Below are 20728 nucleotides of genomic sequence, written 5' to 3'. Positions count from 1 at the left end.
TGCGTAAGCGAGATCCTGCCACTTCATGCATGTGCATCTCACAGCCCGCATTCAGCACAAGACACGGTGATCACCCAATGAATCGTCGCTATGCGATTGCCGCGGCAGCCTTCGCCGCCCTGCTGGTCGCGGTCACGGCCGCGAAGATCCTGCATGTCCCCGTCTCGTATGTCCCATGGGCCGCGCCCTCCGCACGTGCCGTCGAGCAGCGCGGGCCGCTGTGGGACGGCGAGAAGGCAACCATCGACATCTTCGAGCGCGTATCGCCGTCGGTCGTTCAGGTTGCGGCCAAGTCGGCGGCAAGTCCCCTCATGGGCGAGGAGAGCCAGGCCGGCGGCGGTGCTTCCGGCACGGGATTTGTCTGGGACCGCGACGGCCACCTGGTGACGAACAATCATGTTGTCGCCAATGGCGGCGAGATCGCCGTGCGCTTTGCCTCGGGTGAGGTGGCCCAGGTCGACCTGGTCGGCACGGCGCCCAATTACGATCTCGCGGTGTTGCGCATCCGCAGCGTGCGCCAGCTTCCAGCGCCGATCGCTCTCGGCAGTTCGAGCGACCTGAAAGTCGGACAATCCGCTTTCGCGATCGGCAATCCCTTCGGGCTGGATCAGTCGATGACTTCCGGCATCATCAGCGCGCTCAAGCGACGGCTCCCGACCCATGGCGGCCGCGAGATCGCCAACGTCATCCAGACCGATGCCGCGATCAATCCCGGCAATTCGGGCGGGCCGCTATTGGATTCCGCCGGCCGGCTGATCGGCGTCACCACGGCGATCATCTCGCCGTCCGGATCGAACGCCGGCATCGGCTTCGCGGTCCCGGTCGACGTCGTGAACCGGATCGTCCCTGAGCTGATCCGCAACGGCCGCGTGCCGACGCCAGGCATCGGCATCGTGGCCGCCGGCGAGGATGTGTCGACCCGGCTTGCTGTCGAAGGGGTGATCGTGGTCCGGACGGCCCCCGGCAGTCCTGCCGAGCGGGCGGGGATTCGCGGTGTCAACTTTTCCACGGGAGCGGTCGGAGACATCATCACCGCGGTGGAAGGCAAGCCGGTGCGGCGCCTTGCCGACCTGACCGATGCGCTCGAGCAGGCCGGGGCCGGAAAGACCGTTCGGCTCACGGTCAAGCGCGGCTCGGACACCCGTGACGTGAATGTGAGCATTGTCGATATCGACAGGTCCTAGCCGCCCAATCCGCGCCTGCAAGGGGCCCTGACGCGCATTGCAGATGCGCCGGGGCTCGGTTGTCTGGCGCGCAAAATCGGTTAAAACCGCCGCCGTCGTTTTTCCCGATCTCGAGGATACAGCGGAATGAACATTCTTCCCGGCAATTTGCGTTTCGGAGCGGGGCAGCCCGTCAAGCGTTTGGAAGACCAGAGGCTGCTCACCGGGAAGGGACAGTTCATCGACGACAAGCCGGCCGACGGCGCGCTGTGGTTGCACGTGCTGCGCTCGCCGCACGCCCACGCCAAGATCGTCTCGATCGACACCAGCGCCGCGGCTTCGATGCCGGGCGTTGCCGCGATCTACACCGGCGCGGACTTGGTCAAGGACGACATCGGCACCATCCCGACGCTGAACATCTTCAAGCGCCTGGACGGCAAGCCGATGACCGTGCCGCCGCGCCGGCTGCTCGCCCACGAGGTCGTCCGCTACGCCGGCGAGGCCGTGGCCGCGGTGGTGGCGTCATCGCGCGTGGAGGCGCAGAGCGCGGCCGAGGCGATCGCGGTCGAATACGATGTGCAGCCCGCGGTGGTCGATCCCGTCGAGGCGGTGAAATCAGGTGCGCCCGTGGTGTGGCCGGAGGCGCCCGACAACATCGTCGGCGCCATGAGCTACGGCGATGCCGCTAAGGTCGACGAGGCCTTTGCCAAGGCCGCGCACACCGTCGAGCTCGATATCGTCAGCCAGCGTCTCGTTCCGTCCGCGATGGAGCCGCGCTCGACCATTGCCGAGATCGACAAGAAGTCCGGCCGTCTCCTGCTGCACGTGCAGTCGCAGACGCCGGCCTCGACCCGCGACGTGCTGGCGGAAGCCGTGCTCAAGCGTCCCAAGGACAGTGTCCGCGTGCTGGTCGGCGACATCGGCGGCGGCTTCGGCCAGAAGACCAATCTCTATCCCGAGGACGGCATCGTCGCCTATGCCGCGACCAAGCTGAACAAGAAGATCCGCTGGCGCGGCGACCGCACCGACGAGTTCGTCGGCGGCACCCACGGCCGCGATCTCACGTCCAAGGCGTCCTTCGCGCTGGATGAGAAGGGCAAGGTGCTGGCCTATCGCGTCAAGTCGATCGGCTGCACCGGGGCCTATTCCTCGGGCGCGGCCAACATCATCCCGCTGGTGCTCGGGCCGTTCGTACAGACCGGTGTCTACGACCTGCCGCTGGTGCACTTCGAGGTGCAGTCGGTGATGACCCACACCGCGCCGGTCGGGGCCTATCGTGGCGCCGGCCGCCCTGAGGCGGTGTTCATCGTCGAGCGCCTGTTCGACGCCGCTGCGCGAAAAATCGGCATGGATCCGCGCGCGATCCGCAAGGCCAACTACATCAAGCCGGCGCAGCTGCCCTACACCAATGCGGCCGGCCAGGTCTACGATTCCGGCGCCTTCGCGCACATGCTCGACCGCGCCGTGAAGCTCGCTGACTGGGACGGCTTTGCCGCGCGCAAGAAGGCGGCGAAGAAGAAGGGCCTGCTCTACGGCCGCGGACTCACCTCCTACATCGAGTGGACCGGCGGCCGCGCTCACACCGAGAAGGTCAGCCTGCACGCGACCTCGCAAGGGCGCGTCGTGCTGCATTCCGGCACCATGGCGATGGGGCAGGGGCTGCAGACCACCTACACCCAGATGATCTCCGACACGCTCGGCATTGCCATGGACAAGATCGACGTGGTCCAGGGCGACACCGATCTCGCCATGGGCTTCGGCAGCGTCGGCTCGCGCTCGCTGTTCGTCGGTGGCACGGCGGTCGCGGTCTCCTCCAACGATCTGATCCAGAAGGCGCGCGAGAAAGCAGCGAACGTGCTGGAGACCTCGGTCGAGGATATCGAATATCAGGGCGGCATGCTCACCGTGGTCGGCACCGACCGCCGCATCAGCCTGTTCGATCTCGCCGAGAAGGAGAGCGGCGCCAGGCTCAGCGTCGATTCCGAAGGCGAGGTCGACGGTCCCAGCTGGCCGAACGGCACGCATATTTGCGAGGTCGAGATCGACCCCGAGACCGGCGTCTCCAAGGTCGTGCGCTACACCACGGTCGACGACGTCGGCGTCGCCGTGAACCCGATGCTGGTCACCGGCCAGATCCATGGCGGCGTCGCGCAAGGCATCGGCCAGGCGCTGTATGAAGGCGTGTCGTATGATGCCGACGGCCAGCTGCTGACCGCGAGCTACCAGGATTACTGCATCCCGCGCGCCGATGACGTGCCGCCGATCGTGGTGACGCTGGACGATTCCGCGCCCTGCCGCACCAATCCGCTCGGCGCCAAGGGCTGCGGCGAATCCGGCGCCATCGGCGGCCCGCCCTGCGTCACCAACGGCGTGATGGACGCGCTCGCCGAGCTCGGCATCACCCAGCTGAACACGCCCCTGACGCCGCAGAAGATCTGGCAGGCGATCCGGGACGCGAAGGCGGCGGGTTGAGCCCAACGCTTTGTTGCTCTAGCTGTCGCAGCAGACTCAACCGTCGTCCCGGGGCGCGCAAAGCGCGAGCCCGGGACCCATAACCACAGGGAGTGGTTTGGCGAAGACTCGGAGTGACCAGCTCGCCCCATAACCTCTCCCTGGGGTTATGGGTCTCCGCCTTCGCGGGGACGACAGCGGAGATCGGAGCACAGGCGCTCGCCATATCCCGGATTGCGCTGCGCTCCATCCGGGCTACATGCCCTAAATCCCCAGCATCATCTTCGCGATAATATCCCGCTGGATTTCCGAGGTGCCGCCAAAGATGGTGTAGGCGCGGCCGTTGAGATATTCCGGCATCACCGTCAGCATCTCCTCAGGCGTCGCCGGCTCGTGGTTGAGCCTGTAGAGCGGGCGCATCGGCTCGACGGCGAGGGCGTCGTGGCCGATCACGTCGGCTCCCAACCGCGTCACGGCCTGGCGGATCTCGCTGTTGCGCAGCTTCAGGATCGACGACACCGCGCCGGGATTCTGGCCGGTCTGGAGTGCCGAGAGCACGCGTAGCTCCGTCATCTCGAGCGCGTCGATGTCGACCTCGACCTCGGCAATCCGCGTCGCGATGTCGGGGCTGTCGATGGCGCGGCCCGTGAGGTCGGACTCGGCAAGATCGGCAATCGCTTTCAATCCTTCGCGCAGCTTGGCCGAGGCGATGCCCGCGCCGCGCTCGAACTCGAGCAGATATTTGCCGTAGGTCCAGCCCTTGCCTTCCTCGCCGACGCGATTGGCGACGGGCACGCGCACGTCGTCGAAGAACACCTGGTTGACCTCGTGGTCGCCGCCGATGGTAAGGATGGGACGGATGGTGATGCCCGGCGTTTTCATGTCGATCAGGACGAAGCTGATGCCGTCCTGCTGCCGCGGCCCGTCGCTGGTGCGCACCAGCGCGAACATGCGGTTGGCGTGATGGGCGTGCGTGGTCCAGATCTTGGTGCCGTTGATGACGTAGTCGTCGCCGTCGCGCACCGCGCGCGTCTTGAGGGACGACAGATCGGAGCCGGATCCGGGCTCGGAATAGCCCTGGCACCAATAATCCTCACCGGAGAGAATCCGCGGCAGGTAGAAATTCTTCTGCTCGGGGCTGCCGAAGCCGATGATGACGGGCCCGACCATCTTCACGCCCATCACGTTGACGTTGGGCACGCCGGCGCGGGCGCATTCAGTCTCGAAGATCCAGCGCTGCGCCGGCGTCCAGTCGGGGCCGCCATATTCGACCGGCCAGCCCGGCGCGCCCCAGCCTTGGGCGTGCAGCGCGCGCTGCCAGGCCATGCCGATGTCGGGATCGGAGAACACCGATGGCGTCAGCGCGGTCGCGCGCTTCATTTCCTCGGTGAGATTCTTGGCGATGAAGCCGCGCACCTCGCTCTGGAAGGCGCGCTCCTCGGCATTGAACGACAGGTCCATGATGCGCTCCTTGTTAAGCAGAGATGGCCCTGCGGCTCAGCTCGGCGTGGCGGGCATAGTGATGCGCGCTGCCGCCGAACAGCGTGTCGAACGCGACGAGGCGCTTGAAATAGGCGCCGACCTCAAGCTCCTCGGTGACGCCCATGCCGCCATGGAGCTGGATCGACTGCTCGCCGACGAAGCGCGCGCATTTGCCGATCTTCGCCTTCGCGCCCGAGGCTGCCCGGGCACGCTCGATCGGCGCGCTATCGGCCTTCAACGCCGCGCGCAGCGCCATCGAGCGGGCCTCGTCCACCTGCATCGCCATGTCGGCGAGGCGGTGGCGGATCACCTGGTTGGCGGAGAGCGGCCGGCCGAATTGTTTTCGGATCTTGGTGTAGTCGAGCGTGGTGTCGAGCAGCGTCTGCATGATGCCGACAGCTTCCGCACCGAGCGCGGCCATGGCGCGATCGATCGCCCATTCGATCGCGGGCACGGCGTCGCTGCCGTCGCCGAGCAGGGCGTCTTCCGGCAGATGCGCGTCGAACAGCTCGATGTTGCAGGCGCGTCCGCCGCCGAGACGCGGATAATCACTGATGACGAGGCCTGACGTCGTCGCCTGCACGAGGAACAGGCCGATCCGGCCCGAGGGGCCCCGATGATCGTGGATATGGGCGGAGACGATGATCTCGTCGGCGGCATGTCCGTCGAGCACGGCGATCTTGCTGCCGGAAAGGCGCCAGCCTTGTCCGGTCTTGTTGGCGCTGGTCGTGACCTTGGCAAGATCGAACCGGGCGGCGCGCTCCGAATGCGCCAGGGCAAGCTTCAGTGATCCGTCCGCCACCTTGGGCAGGCTCGCCTGCTTCTGCTCGCTGGTGCCGCATCTGGCGATCAGCGCGGCCCCGAGCACGATTGTTGCGACATAAGGCTCAGAAACCAGGCCCCGGCCGAAGGCCTCCATCAAGATGCCGATATCGACCGCGCTGCCGCCGAGCCCGCCGAACTCTTCCGGAAGCGGCAGCGCCAGCCAGCCGAGCTCGGCGAATTGCTTCCAAACGGCCGGGCTGAAGCCGAGCGGATCATTCGCGATTCTGCGGCGGTGCTCGGCATCGTAGCTCTCGGCCACGAAACGTTCCGCGCTTTCGCGCAGCAACTTTTGCTCGTCACTGAGATTGAGATCCATCGCGTCTACTCCGCGGCGGCCGGCGGCTTGCGCACGGAGGGATGCAGGCCGGATGGATCGACGATCATGCCGAACTCCTGGAGATTGTGCGCGTGGCAGAGCTGATGCAGCGCGAAGGCCTGGTCGATCGCAGCCGGCTGGCCCATGACGTCGACCGAACGGTTGACCGCCTCCTTGGTCAGCTTCAGCGCGAAGGACGGTTTTGTCGCGATCCTTCGCGCCAGCTCCAGCACGCGCGACGACAGCTCGGCGCGCGGCACGATTTGGTTGACCATGCCGAGCTGGTGCGCCTCCTGCGCGCTCCAGCTGTCGGCGGTGAACAGGAACTCCTTGGCCTTGCGTGGCCCCAGCTCCCAGGGATGCACGAACCATTCGACGCCGCACACGCCCATGGTGACGACGGGATCGCAGAACTGCGCATCGTCGCTGGCGATGATGAGGTCGCAGGCCCAGGCCAGCATCAAGCCGCCGGCGATGCACTTGCCATGCACCTCGGCAATGGTGGGCTTTGCCAGATTGCGCCAGCGCCGGGTGATCTGGAGATAAATTTCCTGCTCGCGGGCGAACCGGCCATGGGCGTTCGGCTCGGCGAAACCGCCCCAATTTCCGATCGGCGGGAAATCGACCCCCGCGGTATTCTTGTCTCCGGGGCGCAGGTCGTGGCCGGAGGAGAAGTGCGGCCCGTTCCCGGCGAGAATGATCACCTTGACCGCATCGTCCTGCACCGCCGCGTCGAAGGCGGCGTTGAGGTCGTAGGTCATTTGCAGGTTCTGCGCGTTGCGCGCCTCGGACCGGTTCATCACGACACGGACGATCGCCGGCTCCGGCCGCTCCACGAGGATGGTCTCGAACGAGGACATCGCGTTCCCCCTGGTGTTTCCGCTCTTGTTTTGCCGGAGTTGACTATGTCGGCCGGTGCGAGGCAAGAGGCTTGCGTCAGCCTGCTGCTTTTCTCAGGCGCGCAATCTGATAGTTTGCGCCGGATTCCACCGGGAGAAATTTAATGCGCAAGATCCTGACCGTGCTGGCCGCCCTGGCCTCGCTGAGCCTGACCAATTGCGGCTACAACGCGATCCAGAGCGAGGACGAGCAGATCAAGGGCAATTGGTCCGAGGTCGTGAACCAGTATCAGCGCCGCGCCGATCTCGTGCCCAATCTCGTCAACTCGGTGAAGGGCTTTGCCCAGCAGGAGAAGGACGTGCTGCTCGGCGTCACCAATGCACGCGCCAAGGTCGGCAGCATTCAGGCGACGCCGGAGGTGCTGAACGATCCCGCCGCGTTCCAGAAATTCCAGGCCGCGCAGAGCGAGCTCTCCAGCGCGCTGTCGCGCCTCCTGGTCGTCACCGAGAACTATCCGCAGCTGAAGTCCGATGCCCTGTTCAAGGACCTGATGTCGCAGCTCGAGGGCACCGAGAACCGCATCACGGTGGCGCGCAACCGCTACATCAAGGCGGTGCAGGATTATAACGTCACCGTCCGCTCGTTCCCGACCAATCTCACCGCGATGGCGTTCGGCTACAAGGAGAAGCCGAACTTCTCTGTCGAGAACGAGAAGGCGATCTCTACCGCGCCGAAGGTGGACTTTAACGCGGCGCCGGCGCCGTCGAAGTAAGCGCGTCGTTTCGAATGCGCGCCCCACACTCCGCTGTCATTCCCCGCGAAGGCGGGGAATCCAGTACGCCGCAGCCTCTCCGCATCCCACGGGCGTCTCTGGAATACTGGATCGCCCGGTCAAGCCGGGCGATGACAGCGAGGATTTGGTGGGCGCATCGAGCGATCGCCTCTTTTGTGTTCGCCATCGCCCTCCTTCTCACCTTTGCCTTCCCCTCCCATGCCGACGTCGCCGTCCCCCAGCTCACCGGCCGTGTCGTCGATCAGACCGGCACGCTCTCCAGCAACGACATCGCCACGCTCACGCAAAAGCTGCGCGACTTCGAAAACCGCAAGGGCAGCCAGATCGCTGTCCTGATCGTCGCGACCACGCAGCCGGAGACGATCGAGCAATTCTCGATTCGCGTCGCGGAGGCCTGGAAGATCGGTCGCAAGAAGGTCGACGACGGCGCGATTCTCGTCGTCGCCAAGAACGACCGGCATTTGCGCATCGAGGTCGGCTACGGTCTCGAAGGCGTGCTCACCGACGTCACCTCTCGGCGCATCATCGACGAGGCGATCACCCCCAAGTTCAGGAGCGGCGATTTCGCCGCGGGCATCAGCGCAGGCGTGGACCGCATGTTGCGGGTGATCGACGGCGAGCCGCTGCCGTCACCTTCGCGCAGCGTCAACTTCGCCCACAATAGTCTGGATGATCTGGCGCCGGTGTTTGCGGTGGCGCTGTTTGCCTCGATCGGCGTCGGCGGGTTCTTCCGCGCCATCCTGGGGCGGCTGCTCGGATCATTGGTGACCGGGGGCATCATCGCAGCGGTAACCTGGCTCATTCTCGGCTCCGCGGCGCTCGCGGCGGCTGTCGGCATCCTCGGCTTCATCGTCGGATTCATCGCCGATCTGTTTTCGGCGATCACGCCGGGCACGGGCCGCTCGCGCGGCGGCTCGTGGTCGAGCGGCTCCTCCGGCGGATGGAGTAGCGGATCGTCGAGTAGCGGCGGCTTCAGCGGCGGCGGCGGCAGTTTTGGCGGCGGCGGCGCCTCGGGGAGCTGGTAGCTATCATGAGCATCAAGCGCATTGCCCGACATCTCGTGCAGCATCACTGGCGGGCGAAGCAGATCTTTCCGCAAGCGGTGCTCGACCGCATCGAGCAGGCGATCAAGCGCGGCGAAGCCACCCATTCCGGCCAGGTCCGCTTCGTCGTCGAAGGGGCGCTCGACGGCGGCCCGCTGTTCCGCAACCAGCTGGCCCGCGAGCGCGCGCTCGACGTGTTCTCGCATCTGCGTGTCTGGGACACCGCCCACAACAATGGCGTTCTGATCTATCTCCTGCTCGCGGACCGCGACGTCGAGATCATCGCCGATCGCGGCATCGACGCGAAGGTCGGCGCGGAGGGTTGGGAGACGATCTGCCGCGCGATAGAGGCCGAGTTCAGATCGGGCCGGTTCGAACGCGGCGTGATCAGTGGCATCGAGGCCGTCTCGCGCGAAATGGCAAAGCATTTTCCTAAGCAAGGGCCGCATGCGAACGAGCTGCCGGATGCTCCCGTCGTGATGTGACGGATAGTGATTTGATCGGAGCGCGCGCGGCGCGCTCCGTCATTGCGAGGAGCCCTTGCGACGAAGCAATCCAGACTGCCTCCGCGGAGTTGCGCTCGCAATGACGCCATGGGGGCCATTCCGCCCCCGTTCATCTTCCCCCGATTACGAACTGTTTCACGCCCGCCACACCGGTTCCACTTTCCCGGCCCAATTCGGCCCCGGATGAATTCCTAAAATTTCGGTAAGCGGGTCCCGAGGTAAGGATTTCGCAAGCAATGAAAGTTACCAAAAGGTCAACCGAGACTGGAGTATTTGAGCCGTGAGCGAACCAATGCCCGAGCAGGCTGCCCAGGATTCCGCTGCCATCGACGCGGCAGCGCCGCAGGCCATCGAGGCTGCCGCGGGTATCGAGGCCCCCTCGATCGCCCCCGACCACGAAGCGCCGCCCAAGCCCGATCCGGTCAAGGCGGACGCCCCGAAGATTGAGCCGCCGCGGATCGAAGTGCCGAAGTTTGAGGCCAAGACTGACGCCAAGACTGACGCCAAAGCTGAGGCCAAGCCCGAGCCGAAGCACGGCAAGCTCATCGTCATGCCGCCCGCCGACCGCGCCTGGGAGCGCGAGGAGTTCGCCCCGCATGGGAAGGCCGACGAGCTGCGCGAGTCCGGCAGCAAGCGCCGGCTGTCGGCGATGGCCGCGGTGGTGGCGATTGCCGCCAGCGTCGGCGCGATCAGCGGCGCGCTTGCGACCGCCGGCATGATGCGTTTCGCCACACCCGCCCCGGCTCCGGTCCAGGTCGCCGATACCAGCGCGCTGGATGCGTCCGTGGCGCGGATCGACGCCGACCTCGTCGCCCTGAAGGCCAATGTCGAGCAGAGCTCGAAGACCGGCCTCACCCAGTTCAACCGGGCCAACGACCGCCTGGACAAGCTCGAAAAGGCGCAGGCCGAGCCGCTTGCCAGGATCGCAAAGCTGTCCGAGGCCGTCGACAAGCTCCGCGCCACGCCGCCCGCCGCGCCTGCGCAGGCCGCTGCAGCGGTGCCCAAGGAGACCACCGGCTCGATCGCGCCGACGCAGGTCGCGACCGCGGCGGCCGCACCGGTCCCGGCGCCCGCAGCTCCCAAGACCGAAGTTGGGCGTCTGCCGACGATCGAAGGCTGGCGGCTGCGCAGCGCCGGCAATGGCGGCGCGCTGATCGAGGGCCGCGACGGCCTCTACGAGGTCTATCCCGGCGACCCCATCCCCGGCGTCGGCCGTGTCGATGCGATCCGCCGCCAGGATGGCCGCTGGGTGGTCGTCACCTCGAGGGGGCTGATCACCGGACGCTGAGCGTCCGATATCCGACTTTCGAAGAGGCGCTTCACTGCGATGTGAGGCGCCTTTTTGCTTGAATAGGTGTCCCTGCGCGGTGTTACCTCAGGCATGGGCCGCGCCTTGCGAATTCTCGTTGCTGCCGCCGCATTGCTGGGCGGTGTGGTTTCGCTGTTCGCAGCGGAGAATGCCGCGCTGACGCGCGGCACCGCGATTACCGATCCCGATCTCCTGCGCAAGCTCGACCAGAACAACACGCTGACGATCTCGCGTCTTTTGTCGCCGGAGCGGAATTCGGACGTCCCGCTCACGACCGAGCCGATGTTCGCCTCGCTGCCGCAGCTGAAAGACATTCTGCCCGCGATCGATGCGGAATTCGACCGCTATATCGCATGGTTCAGGGCGACCTATCCGGGCGAGACCATCGGCGTCGGCGAGGGTTTTGACGCGCAATTGTTCGATCGGGCCAATCTGAAATCGCGCGAGGCGCGGTTCGTGCTGGCCGGCATCGTCAATCGCATGGACCGTGCCTATGTCTCGGAAGAATCCTGTGGCGAGATCCGGCTGATCTATCGTCTGGCGCGCTTCGACAGCGGGCCGAATGGCGGCAAGACCGCAACGCGCCTGCCGATGACGTTCAACCTCGTGCTGAAGGCGCGCGATGGGCGCCAGACGGATGCGAACGGCAAGCCGATCAGCTGCGCCGAGATCGCGCGGCGCTGGCTCGACAATGGCGACTGGCAGGGCTTGATCGGCGGTCGCGCTCCGCCTGACGACGCCATGCTCGACAGCATCGAGACCAACATCCAGGTCTCGGTCGCGCCGAAATCGGCGCTGCACGATTTCCGCTCCGACTATCTTCTCAAGGTGTTCAAGTACAATGCCGCCACCAGGACATTCGTGGAATCGACGCTGGAGAACCAGATCGACCGCGATCGCATTCTTGCTGACGATGCGCTGCGGCGCGACTTCAAGGCCTGGCTGCTCGCGCCCGAGAACTTGCGTGAATTCGATCGCGGCACGGTGTTGATCCCCGAGAAATTCCTGGCCAGGGCCGCAATTGTGCCGACCCCCGCCGGCCTCGACGCCTCGACCTTGCAGCCGGAGTTCGGCATGATGCAGGGGGAGGGCAAAGGCGATCCCGTCTTCACCGACAATGACGTGGTCGGCGCGCTGAAGCGGGCGGCGGCACGCGGCCTCGACATGCAGAACGTCCGTTCGGTCGCAGGCTTCCAGCGCCGGCTCAACGACGTCACCTGCACCGGCTGTCACCAGACCCGTGGCATCGGCGGCTTCCATTTCCCGGGCGTCGATTGGCTTGCGGACAGACCGTCGAATGCCGCCATCGTGGCGGCCTCGCCACACTTCTTCGGCGACCAGCTCCGCCGCCGCGACATCCTGACCGCGTTCGCGGCCGGAAAGATCCCTGATTTCTCACGCGGATTTGCCAGTCGGCCGCAGACCCGCGGCAGTCGCGAGCTCGCCGGCAGCGAATATCAGGACGGCTGGGGCGCGCATTGTTCCCTGCAAGATCCGGGATCGGGAACGCCGGACAGGAGTTTTACGTCATGGAGCTGTGCTAGCGGTCTGACCTGCCAGGCCGCCGCGGCCTCGCGCCGCATCGGCATGTGCTTCATCAAGACGCGTTAGCGCGCGATCCAGGAAAAGTGTGGAGCGGTTTTCCGAAGGATCACGCGCAAGATAAAGTCTCAAGCGATTTGGATGACCCATGACGGATACCGGCAACGCCAACAAGGCGCGCAATCGCGAGATCGCGCGGAACGAGGAAGTCAAGCAGGTCACCGGCAGCGCCCGCGTCAGCATCTGGGCCGTCGCGGTGGCCGTCATCATCGGCGGAATTCTGTTCACGCTGGGCTGGCTGTCGCTGAGATAGCTTCGAAAACTCTTTCGATCGAAGGCCCGGAGCGAGCCGCGGGTTTACCTCTCCCCGCTTGCGGGGAGAGGTCGGATTGCATCGAAGATGCAATCCGGGGGAGGGGGTACAGGTCTCACGATAATCTCAGGTGTGGAGAGAAGCCCCTCACCCAACCCTCTCCCCGTAAGAACGGGGAGAGGGAGAAGAGAGAGTCCTCACGTCGCGTAGTTGGTCATCCGTTTTCCCGGCAGCAGCTCGTAGGCCGGCTTCCAGCCCGGCAGCGCGGCCATGCGGCCGAGCCAGGCATGAATGGCGGGATGGCTCGCCGCGAAATCAAAGCCATGCTCGTCGCTCGGATAATGCAGATAGGCCATCATCGAGATGTCCGCGACCGTCGGCCTTGCGCCGATCGCGAAATCATTGTGCTGGAGATGGCCGTCGAGAATGCCGAGAAAGTCCTCGAGCCGCCGGCGAAAATGCTTCAGCACCTGCGGATCGTTCTTCTCGGTGAAGGCGCGCATGAAGCGGTAGGTCGCCATATAGCCGGTGAGCTTGTGGTTGTCCCAGAACAGCCAGCGCAGCAGCTCGAACTTCTCGTCCTCCGTCTCGGCGCCGAAACGGCCGTATTGCTCGGCCAGCTTCAGCAGCAACGGCGCAGTCTGCGTCATCTTCACGCCGTCGATCTCGAGCACGGGAATCTCGCCCATCTCGTTGACGGCCTTGCGCCACTCCGCCGTGCGCGTGACGCCGCCGGCAAAATCGGTCCAGACCGGCTCAAACGTCTCGCCGCAGAGCGTCAGCATCAGCGCCAGCTTGTAGCTGTTGCCGGATTCGGGGAAGTAGTGCAGGCGGTAGCTAGGCATAGGACCTCGCGGCATCGGTGTGTTGCCGATCATTATAGCGAGATAGTCCGGCATCGTCATTGCGAGCGCAGCGAAGCAATCCAGCAATGCATCCGCGGGCAGACTCTGGATTGCTTCGCTGCGCTCGCAATGACGGAGTTTGTGGATCGACCGCGACTTACCCCACAGCTCCCGACCCCCGCAGCGCCTTGATCGCCGCCTCGTCAAATCCCGCCCCGCGCAAAATCTCGTCACTGTGCTCGCCGACGGCTGGCGGCTTGCGCGGCTGCACCTTCTTGGCGCCGTCGATCCAGATCGGACTGTTGATGGTGAGCATGGTGTCGTTCTCGAACGGCACCAGCACCTCGTTGTCGAGCATCTGCTTGTCGTTGGGGATGTCGTCCAGGATGGCGACGACGCCGAACACGAGGCCGTTGCCGTCGAGGATTCTCCGCCATTCGGCGAGATCTTTCGTGGCGAAGGTTTCGTCCAGGATCCTGATCAGCTCGACCGAGCGGGCGTGACGGTCGGCCTTGGTGACGAAGCGGGGGTCGTTGATCAGATCCTCACGGCCCAGGCATTTGGCCAGCGTCGGAAACTGCTTCTCCTCATTCAGCAGCGACAGGATCAGCCAGCGGCCGTCCTTGCACTGGTAATGATTGGCGACCGCGTTGAGCGCGCGCTCGCGCGGGCGCCGCTCGCCAAACTTGGCGCCGCAGAGTTTTGCCTGGGCCAGCACGCTCGCGGCCCACACCCCGTTCGCCATCAGGTTGGACGCGACGTGCGAGCCCTTGCCGGTCTTCTCGCGCTGATAGAGCGCGGTGACGATCGCGCCGTAGAATGCCATGGCGCAAGGGTGGTCGCCCATGCCCGCGACCGAGCGCGCTGGCGTGGTGTCAGTGTCGGCGCGGACGAGGTCCATCAGGCCGGAGCGCGCCCAATAGGCATTGCTGTCGAAGCCGGGCTTGTTGGCTTCCTCGCCCTTTTCGCCATAGCCGGTGAAGGAGGCGTAGATCAGCCGGTCGTTGAGATGGGCGAGGTGGTCATAGGTGATGCCGAGCTTGGCCCGCACCGGCGGCGGCATGTTGGTGATGAAGACGTCGGCCTCCGCCACGAGCTTGTAGAGCACGGCTTGCGCCTCCGGCTTCGACAAGTCGAGCGCGATGCTCTTCTTGTTGCGCGCCTCCAGCAGCCAGGCGAAATTGTGCTCGCCTGAGGGATAGCCCGGCAGGTTCGGCAGGTTGCGATAGGGGTCGCCAGTGCCGGGCGGCTCGATCTTGATGACGTCTGCGCCGAAATCCGACAGCACGGTCGCGGCCGCGGGCGCTGCGATGAAGCTCGCGCAGTCCAGCACCTTCAGGCCTGCAAAAATGCCCTTCTCCATCGCGGCGTCGCTCCCTCGCTTCAGTCGTTTCCCGCGCGCTGGAATTGGCGCGGGCGCGTGATGAGAGCATTAGACCGATGTTTTGCCGGGATGCAACGGCGCCTGGCGCAGGGCCTCACTCCTCCCCCGCAAGCAACGCAGCATTGCCGCCGGCCGCAGCCGTGTTGATCGTCACGGTCTGCTCGGTGGCAAAGCGCGCGAGGTAGTGCGGGCCGCCGGCCTTGGGGCCGGTTCCGGACAGGCCGCTGCCGCCGAACGGCTGCACGCCGACCACGGCGCCGATCATGTTGCGGTTGACGTAGATGTTGCCGACCTGGACGCGGTCGACGATGGCCTCGATGGTGTCGTCGATGCGCGAATGGATGCCGAGGGTGAGCCCGTAGCCGGTGCGCGCAATGGATTCCAGCACACGCGCCAGGTTCTCGGCGCGATAGCGCACGACATGCAGGATCGGGCCGAACACCTCTTCGGTGAGCTGACCGGCCTCCTTGAGCTCGAAGATATGCGGCGCGACGAAGCAGCCGTCCGGCGCGGTGCCCGCAAAATGCAGCCGCGCCTCGCGCTTCATCCGCGCGATATGCGCATCGAGGCGCTGCTTGGCCTCCTCATCGATCACCGGACCGACATGGGTCGCGACATCCGCGGGATCGCCGATCTTCAGTTCGCGCGCGGCGCCCGCGATCATCTCGACCATGCGGTCGGCGACATCCTCCTGCGCGAACAAAAGCCGCAAGGCCGAGCAGCGCTGGCCTGCGGAGCGGAACGCAGAGGTCACGACGTCGTCGGCGACCTGCTCGGGCAGTGCGGTCGCATCCGCGATCATGGCATTGATGCCGCCGGTCTCCGCGATCAGCGGCACGATCGGCCCGTCCTTGGCCGCCAGCGTCCGGTTGATCTGGCGCGCGACCTCGGTCGAGCCGGTGAAGACTACTCCGGCGACATCAGGATGCGCGGTGAGGACGCCGCCGATGCGGCCGTCGCCGGTGACGAGATGCAGCGCGCTTCTGGGGATGCCGGCCTCGTGCAGCAGGGCAACGGCCTCGCGCGCGATGCGCGGCGTCTGCTCGGCGGGTTTCGCCACCACGCTATTGCCGGCCATCAGCGCCGCGGTCACTTGGCCAAGGAAGATTGCGAGCGGAAAATTCCACGGCGAGATCGCGACGAACACGCCGCGGCCGCGCAGGCTAAGCACATTGCTCTCGCCGGTCGGGCCGGGCATGGCGGCATCGTTTCCGAACAGCTTGCGGCCCTGCGCGGCATAGTAGCGGCAGAAGTCAGCGGCTTCGCGCAGCTCGGACAGAGCGTCGTCGAGCGTCTTGCCGCCCTCGGCTTGCAGCAGCGCGATGAAACGGGCGCCGCGGGTTTCCAGGAGATGCGCGGCCTGCTCCAGCGCCGCCGCGCGTGTGCCTGCAGGTGTCCGGCTCCAGGCAGTAAAGCCGGCGCGCGCAGTCGTCACCGCCGCGTTGGCCTGATCCCGTGTTGCGTCAGCGACAGGCTTGAGGTCGGCCGCCGCGGCCTTCACGTCCGTCAGCAGCTGGTCGAGGGCGGCACGCTCACCGAATTCGACGCCGCGCGAATTGCGCCGCTCCGGCGCGAACAGATCTGCCGGCAACGGAATCTTGGCATGAGGTGCCTGCAATGCCTGGCCGATGGCATTCGCCGGGCGCTGCAGCAGCGCCGAAACCGGCACGCGATAATCGGCCGCCTGCGCCACGAAGGACGAGTTGGCGCCGTTCTCCAACAGGCGCCGCACCAGATAGGCGAGCAGGTCGCGATGGCTGCCGACCGGCGCATAGGTGCGATAGGCGATGTCAGGATGATCCTTTGCGAGTTGCTCGTAGAGCGCTTCGCCCATGCCATGCAGGCGCTGGAACTCGAAGCCGCCGCCATCTGCTGCGAGCTCCAGCACGGTCGCGACCGTCAGCGCGTTGTGGGTGGCGAATTGCGGGAAGATGCGCGGCCGCAAGGCGAGAAGCTTCGTCGCGCAGGCGACGAAGTTCAGATCGGTCATCGCCTTGCGCGTGAACACGGGATAGCCGTCGAGCCCGCGCTCCTGGGCGCGCTTGATCTCGGTGTCCCAATAGGCGCCCTTGACCAGGCGCACCATCAGCTTGCGGTCATGCGCGCGGGCGAGTTCATCGACATAGTCGATCACCGCGCTAGCACGCTTCTGATAGGCCTGGATCGCGAGGCCAAATCCGTCCCAGCCGGAAAGCGAGGGATCGGCGAGCGTCGCCGCGATCACGTCGAGCGACAGCTCCAGCCGGTCGGCTTCCTCAGCATCGACGGTGAAGTTGAGGTCATGCGTCTTGGCGCGCTGCGCAAGGTCCAGCAATAGCGGCACCAGCTCGGCCATCACGCGGCCGCGGCTGATCGCCTCGAAGCGCGGATGCAGGGCCGAGAGCTTGACCGAGATGCCGGGCCGGTCGGGCAGGGGATGGTTGCCCGAAGCCTTGCCGATCGTGTCAATCGCGCTGGCATAGGCGTCGAAATAGCGCTTGGCATCGGCGGCCGTGCGCGCGCCTTCGCCGAGCATGTCGAAGGAATAGCGCGGCTTCTGGCCCGAGCGCGGCCGAGCCCGCTCCAGCGCCTGCTCGATCGTCTCCCCTAACACGAAATGGTTGCCCATCAACCGCATCGCCTGGCGCGTCGCGGTGCGCACCGCCGGTGCGCCGAGCCGCTTCACCAATCGGCCGATGGTGCCGTCGGGCGTCTCGCCGGGCTGGATCACCCGCGCCGACAGGCCGAGCGCCCAGGCCGAAGCGTTGACCAGGAACGCGGTGGACTTGGTCTCGTGATGGATGAAATCGCCCTCGCCGAGCTTGTCCTCGATGAACTGGTCGGCCGTGCGCGCATCGGGCACGCGCAGCAGCGCTTCCGCCAGCACCATCAGCGCCAGCCCCTCCTTGGTCGAGAGCGCGAACTCCCGCAGCATGTCCTCGACCCCGCCGAGCCGGTCGTCGCGCTTGCGGATCGCCTCGATCAGCCGCGTCGCGATGCGGTCGATCCGGGCATCCCGTGCCGGCATGAGATGCGAGGCCGGCAGAACCTTTGCGGCGATCTCGGAATCATCGGGGGCGTAAGGCGCGGAGAAGGGGGGCGGGATGTTCGGCATGGCGTGTCCTGTGGCTGAAATCAGGATAAGGCCCGCGTGACCGTAGTTCGATAGACAATTTAGCCAGTTTGCCTTAGAAAATGAAGAGGGTTAGCCCTTTGGCCGGATAAGATATGGAACTCGATCGAACAGACCGGAAAATCCTCTCGATCCTGCAGGAGGATGGGCGCATCGCCAATGTCGAGCTCGCCGAGCGCATCGGGCTGTCGCCGACCTCGATCGGCGAGCGGTTGAAGCGCCTGCAGCGCGAGGGCTTTGTCGAAGGCTATGGCGCGCGGCTCAACCCGCACCGGCTCGGCCTTGGGCTCCTGGTGTTCGTCGAGGTGCTGCTCGACAAGACCACGCCCGACAATTTCGAGCGGTTCGCCCGAGCCGTGAGGCTCGCCCCTGAAGTGCTGGAGTGTCACATGGTTGCCGGCGGCTTCGACTATCTTGTGAAGGCGCGGCTTGCAGACATGACCGCCTATCGACGCTTTCTCGGCGAGACCCTGCTGTCGATGCCGGGCGTGCGCGAGACGCGAACTTATGCGGTGATGGAGGAGATCAAGCGCGACGCACCGCTGCCGGTGGGTTAGCGAAGTGCAGTCGCGATTGTCATTGCTGTGGTTCGATGAGCGGTCTTCACAAGGAAAAAATAGCTATCCTTGTGCAATCGCAACGCCTGTCGTCGAATGCACCGGCCGTCTTCTTAAATTTTCTTGGCCCGCTCCCGGACAAATCCGGGAGGCAGCAAAGGCTGGCGCGGGCTTATACTTTGAGGTTTTCCGCGGAGGTCTTGCCCCGGTTTGCGATCTCTTCGTATTCCACCGTCTGTCCCTCGTTGAGGGTCGACAGACCGGCCTTCTGCACTGCCGAGATATGCACGAACACATCCTTGCCACCCGACGCAGGCTGGATAAATCCATAACCCTTCGTCGGGTTGAACCACTTGACCGTACCTTTAGCCATCACGACTTCTCCGCGGGTCTTCCTCCGAGATCTCGAACCGCCAGTCCCCGCCAACCGGCCGGTTCGGTCCTAACAGGATACGCGGAATGTGGCAGGCTTGGTAGCTCAAACCACATCGCCATTTCGCCGAATTCCGCTCAACTTCGCGGCGTTTTTGCCGGTTTTGCCCGTTTCGCGGTCAAATGGCAGGGGCGCGTGATGCCATCCGTCAGTAGGTCGCGGTCAGATAATCGACGATCTTGCCGACATCGGCATCGTCGATCGGTGCGCCATAGACCTTGATCATCTTAGTCACCTCGGCCTGCCAGAACGCCCTCTTGTCCTTCATCGGCGGCTGCGTGGCGACGTAGTCGGACGAATGGCAGGCGCTGCAATTGCCCTGCACGACCTCGAGATTGGGACCGGGCTTGAAGGCGGCGACTTCGTCGGGGGTCTTGTAATTGACGGGCGCTGCAAGTGACGAGCCCATCAATGCGGCGACGGCGAGCGTGATGGCGAGGAGAACGATGCGCTGCATGATCAGTCTCCTTCAGGCCACGCTGACGCGAACGGTTTCGACGACGTTGCGCAAGTAACCCGCCGGGTTCCAGCGCGGCATGTCCGGCTGGGTCTCGCCGCCATTGCCGGTGGCGCGGACCTTGAGCTCGTGGCTGCCGGCCGCGAGCTTCACCGGCAGCTTCCATTCGCGGAAGGCGTACTTGCCGAGATCCTTGCCGAGCTTGGCGCCGACCCAGCTCTTGCCGCCGTCGGTGGAGACCTCGACCTGCTTGATGCCCTTGCCGCCATCGAACGCGATGCCGCGCAGGGTCACGGCTCCCGCCTTCAGCTTGGCGCCATCGGGGACGCTGGTGATGAAGGAGCGGATGGTGAAGCGGTTGATCGGGATCGTCGCCTTTGGCGCGGTGCCCGGCTCGACCGCATTGTTCGGCGTGTCGGGGATGCGGTAGGCCGACTTCATCCAGAAGCCGTCATAGACGTTGTCGATGACGGTGATCTCGTTGAGGTGCTTGACCCAGTAGGTGCCGAAATAGCCGGGCACGATCAGGCGCAGCGGAAAGCCGTTGAGGAACGGCAGGTCCTCGCCGTTCATGCCATAGGCCAGCATCACCTCGCCGTCAGTGGCGTGATCGATGTCGAGTGCCTTGATGAAATCCGGCGTCTTGTCGTTGACCGGTCCATCCATGCCGTTGAAGGTGACCTGCCTGGCGCCGCTGTGCACGCCGGCCATCTCCAGCACGTTCTTCAGCGGCACGCCGCGCCAGCGCGCGCAACCCATCGCGCCGTTGGCGAGCTGACCGCCGGCGACGCGCGGCTCGAAGAAGCCGCGGCTGTTGCCGGAGCACTGGTTGACGGCGACGATCTCCGTCGCCTTCATCTTGCGGATGTCCTTCAGCGACAATTTCAGCGGCTTGTCGACCTTGCCCTTGACCTCCAGCGTGACCTTGTCGGGGTTGAGATCGTAGGGCAGGTCGGAGAGGTGGTAGCGCACGAAGAACGCGTTGTTCGGCGTGATCGGGCCGTCGTTGAACACCGCAAACGGGGTCTCGAGCTGCGGCGGCCGGCTGGTCAGGCCGATCATCGGCCGCTTCTGCGGATATTTCACCAGCGGCCGTTCGCCATTGGCGAAGGGCAGGGTCACCGTGTCGAGGGCCAGCGCCTTGGTGGAATTCAGTGTGGCCGCCATGGCGGCAAGGCCTGCTCCCTTGAGCAGGTCGCGTCGATCGAACATTCTTTCTCCTCCCGGAGCTTCTCGTTGGATCGGCGGTCATCAGCACGATCCTGCGCTCATCTGTCGCAACCATTTGCGTGAAGTCAATTCGCGCTTTCGCAGCAAGCCCATGCCGCTGCGTTGCAGCAGGCCGGTGTTGTGCTCG

At 65.4% G+C, this 20728-nt stretch carries 18 protein-coding genes; 9 read left to right on the top strand and 9 right to left on the bottom strand.

Translation table 11 applies throughout. The features are described from left to right. Window positions 1–77: 77 nt before the first annotated feature. Both I6F09_RS23490 and I6F09_RS23485 read left to right on the top strand, forming a co-directional pair. Window positions 78–1184, top strand: coding sequence for a trypsin-like peptidase domain-containing protein (locus I6F09_RS23490; RefSeq protein ID WP_036009668.1), 1107 nt, complete (start codon window positions 78–80; stop codon window positions 1182–1184). 126 nt (window positions 1185–1310) lie between these two features. Continuing rightward, window positions 1311–3635 (top strand): xanthine dehydrogenase family protein molybdopterin-binding subunit, encoded by a 2325-nt coding sequence (locus I6F09_RS23485; RefSeq protein WP_225189143.1) that lies wholly within the window; start codon window positions 1311–1313, stop codon window positions 3633–3635. 243 nt (window positions 3636–3878) lie between these two features. Here I6F09_RS23485 and I6F09_RS23480 read toward each other — a convergent pair whose 3' ends face one another. From I6F09_RS23480 to I6F09_RS23470, 3 genes are read right to left on the bottom strand one after another with little or no spacing between them, the layout of a single operon-like run. Continuing rightward, a complete protein-coding gene (locus tag I6F09_RS23480; RefSeq protein WP_225189142.1) occupies window positions 3879–5075 on the bottom strand; it encodes an acyl-CoA dehydrogenase family protein in 1197 nt (398 codons plus the stop codon). 13 nt (window positions 5076–5088) lie between these two features. Next, complete coding sequence (locus I6F09_RS23475) at window positions 5089–6237, bottom strand: acyl-CoA dehydrogenase (protein WP_225126705.1); 1149 nt, start codon at window positions 6235–6237, stop codon at window positions 5089–5091. Window positions 6238–6242: 5 nt separating this feature from the next. Beyond that, entirely contained in the window at window positions 6243–7097 is an 855-nt protein-coding gene (locus tag I6F09_RS23470) for an enoyl-CoA hydratase (RefSeq protein ID WP_225189141.1), read from the bottom strand. A gap of 143 nt (window positions 7098–7240) precedes the next feature. Between I6F09_RS23470 and I6F09_RS23465 the strand changes: the two genes are divergently transcribed. The 6 genes from I6F09_RS23465 (at window position 7241) to I6F09_RS23440 (ending at window position 12583) form a co-directional block, all read left to right on the top strand. Next, window positions 7241–7849, top strand: coding sequence for a LemA family protein (locus I6F09_RS23465; protein WP_036009681.1), 609 nt, complete (start codon window positions 7241–7243; stop codon window positions 7847–7849). Window positions 7850–7980: 131 nt separating this feature from the next. Continuing rightward, window positions 7981–8895, top strand: a complete 915-nt coding sequence (locus I6F09_RS23460; RefSeq protein WP_225189140.1) for a YgcG family protein — start codon at window positions 7981–7983, stop codon at window positions 8893–8895. A gap of 5 nt (window positions 8896–8900) precedes the next feature. Beyond that, window positions 8901–9398, top strand: coding sequence for a TPM domain-containing protein (locus I6F09_RS23455; protein WP_225189139.1), 498 nt, complete (start codon window positions 8901–8903; stop codon window positions 9396–9398). A 313-nt stretch (window positions 9399–9711) separates the two neighbouring features. Next, window positions 9712–10707: a hypothetical protein gene (locus I6F09_RS23450; RefSeq protein ID WP_225189198.1), complete on the top strand. Its 996-nt coding sequence runs from the start codon at window positions 9712–9714 to the stop codon at window positions 10705–10707. Between the two features lie 93 nt (window positions 10708–10800). Beyond that, entirely contained in the window at window positions 10801–12339 is a 1539-nt protein-coding gene (locus I6F09_RS23445; protein ID WP_225189138.1) for a hypothetical protein, read from the top strand. Between the two features lie 79 nt (window positions 12340–12418). Beyond that, window positions 12419–12583: a hypothetical protein gene (locus I6F09_RS23440; protein WP_167361650.1), complete on the top strand. Its 165-nt coding sequence runs from the start codon at window positions 12419–12421 to the stop codon at window positions 12581–12583. Window positions 12584–12780: 197 nt separating this feature from the next. Here the strand turns inward: I6F09_RS23440 and I6F09_RS23435 are convergent, their stop codons facing one another. The 3 genes from I6F09_RS23435 to putA form a co-directional block, all read right to left on the bottom strand. Then, entirely contained in the window at window positions 12781–13428 is a 648-nt protein-coding gene (locus I6F09_RS23435) for a glutathione S-transferase family protein (protein WP_225189137.1), read from the bottom strand. Between the two features lie 157 nt (window positions 13429–13585). Beyond that, the gene (locus tag I6F09_RS23430; protein ID WP_225189136.1) at window positions 13586–14791 is read right to left on the bottom strand and encodes a CoA transferase; all 1206 of its coding nucleotides are present in this window, start codon (window positions 14789–14791) and stop codon (window positions 13586–13588) included. 115 nt (window positions 14792–14906) lie between these two features. Next, window positions 14907–17906, bottom strand: a complete 3000-nt coding sequence (putA, locus tag I6F09_RS23425) for a bifunctional proline dehydrogenase/L-glutamate gamma-semialdehyde dehydrogenase PutA (RefSeq protein ID WP_225189135.1) — start codon at window positions 17904–17906, stop codon at window positions 14907–14909. Window positions 17907–18019: 113 nt separating this feature from the next. On the opposite strand from putA, the gene I6F09_RS23420 reads away from it, so the two are divergent. Next, a complete protein-coding gene (locus tag I6F09_RS23420; RefSeq protein WP_036009699.1) occupies window positions 18020–18481 on the top strand; it encodes an Lrp/AsnC ligand binding domain-containing protein in 462 nt (153 codons plus the stop codon). Between the two features lie 172 nt (window positions 18482–18653). Here the strand turns inward: I6F09_RS23420 and I6F09_RS23415 are convergent, their stop codons facing one another. The 3 genes from I6F09_RS23415 to I6F09_RS23405 form a co-directional block, all read right to left on the bottom strand. Continuing rightward, a complete protein-coding gene (locus I6F09_RS23415) occupies window positions 18654–18854 on the bottom strand; it encodes a cold-shock protein (RefSeq protein WP_008563500.1) in 201 nt (66 codons plus the stop codon). 208 nt (window positions 18855–19062) lie between these two features. Next, a complete protein-coding gene (locus tag I6F09_RS23410; RefSeq protein ID WP_036009702.1) occupies window positions 19063–19371 on the bottom strand; it encodes a cytochrome c in 309 nt (102 codons plus the stop codon). 12 nt (window positions 19372–19383) lie between these two features. Beyond that, window positions 19384–20583 carry a molybdopterin-dependent oxidoreductase gene (locus tag I6F09_RS23405; protein WP_225189134.1) on the bottom strand — a complete coding sequence of 400 codons (1200 nt, stop codon included), beginning with the start codon at window positions 20581–20583 and terminating at the stop codon, window positions 19384–19386. Between the last annotated feature and the right edge of the window lie 145 nt (window positions 20584–20728).

The organism is Bradyrhizobium sp. IC3195 (assembly GCF_020193585.1).
GTDB lineage: Bacteria > Pseudomonadota > Alphaproteobacteria > Rhizobiales > Xanthobacteraceae > Bradyrhizobium > Bradyrhizobium yuanmingense.
This window is presented reverse-complemented; position numbering and strand designations above follow the sequence as displayed.

Excerpts from the sequence above, each read along its gene's own strand:
- I6F09_RS23490 (WP_036009668.1), top strand. The coding sequence starts at position 78 with ATGAATCGTCGCTATGCGATTGCCGCGGCAGCCTTCGCCGCCCTGCTG.
- I6F09_RS23485 (WP_225189143.1), top strand. The coding sequence starts at position 1,311 with ATGAACATTCTTCCCGGCAATTTGCGTTTCGGAGCGGGGCAGCCCGTC.
- I6F09_RS23480 (WP_225189142.1), bottom strand. The coding sequence starts at position 5,075 with ATGGACCTGTCGTTCAATGCCGAGGAGCGCGCCTTCCAGAGCGAGGTG.
- I6F09_RS23475 (WP_225126705.1), bottom strand. The coding sequence starts at position 6,237 with ATGGATCTCAATCTCAGTGACGAGCAAAAGTTGCTGCGCGAAAGCGCG.
- I6F09_RS23470 (WP_225189141.1), bottom strand. The coding sequence starts at position 7,097 with ATGTCCTCGTTCGAGACCATCCTCGTGGAGCGGCCGGAGCCGGCGATC.
- I6F09_RS23465 (WP_036009681.1), top strand. The coding sequence starts at position 7,241 with ATGCGCAAGATCCTGACCGTGCTGGCCGCCCTGGCCTCGCTGAGCCTG.
- I6F09_RS23460 (WP_225189140.1), top strand. The coding sequence starts at position 7,981 with ATGACAGCGAGGATTTGGTGGGCGCATCGAGCGATCGCCTCTTTTGTG.
- I6F09_RS23455 (WP_225189139.1), top strand. The coding sequence starts at position 8,901 with ATGAGCATCAAGCGCATTGCCCGACATCTCGTGCAGCATCACTGGCGG.
- I6F09_RS23450 (WP_225189198.1), top strand. The coding sequence starts at position 9,712 with ATGCCCGAGCAGGCTGCCCAGGATTCCGCTGCCATCGACGCGGCAGCG.
- I6F09_RS23445 (WP_225189138.1), top strand. The coding sequence starts at position 10,801 with ATGGGCCGCGCCTTGCGAATTCTCGTTGCTGCCGCCGCATTGCTGGGC.
- I6F09_RS23440 (WP_167361650.1), top strand. The coding sequence starts at position 12,419 with ATGACGGATACCGGCAACGCCAACAAGGCGCGCAATCGCGAGATCGCG.
- I6F09_RS23435 (WP_225189137.1), bottom strand. The coding sequence starts at position 13,428 with ATGCCTAGCTACCGCCTGCACTACTTCCCCGAATCCGGCAACAGCTAC.
- I6F09_RS23430 (WP_225189136.1), bottom strand. The coding sequence starts at position 14,791 with ATGGAGAAGGGCATTTTTGCAGGCCTGAAGGTGCTGGACTGCGCGAGC.
- putA (WP_225189135.1), bottom strand. The coding sequence starts at position 17,906 with ATGCCGAACATCCCGCCCCCCTTCTCCGCGCCTTACGCCCCCGATGAT.
- I6F09_RS23420 (WP_036009699.1), top strand. The coding sequence starts at position 18,020 with ATGGAACTCGATCGAACAGACCGGAAAATCCTCTCGATCCTGCAGGAG.
- I6F09_RS23415 (WP_008563500.1), bottom strand. The coding sequence starts at position 18,854 with ATGGCTAAAGGTACGGTCAAGTGGTTCAACCCGACGAAGGGTTATGGA.
- I6F09_RS23410 (WP_036009702.1), bottom strand. The coding sequence starts at position 19,371 with ATGCAGCGCATCGTTCTCCTCGCCATCACGCTCGCCGTCGCCGCATTG.
- I6F09_RS23405 (WP_225189134.1), bottom strand. The coding sequence starts at position 20,583 with ATGTTCGATCGACGCGACCTGCTCAAGGGAGCAGGCCTTGCCGCCATG.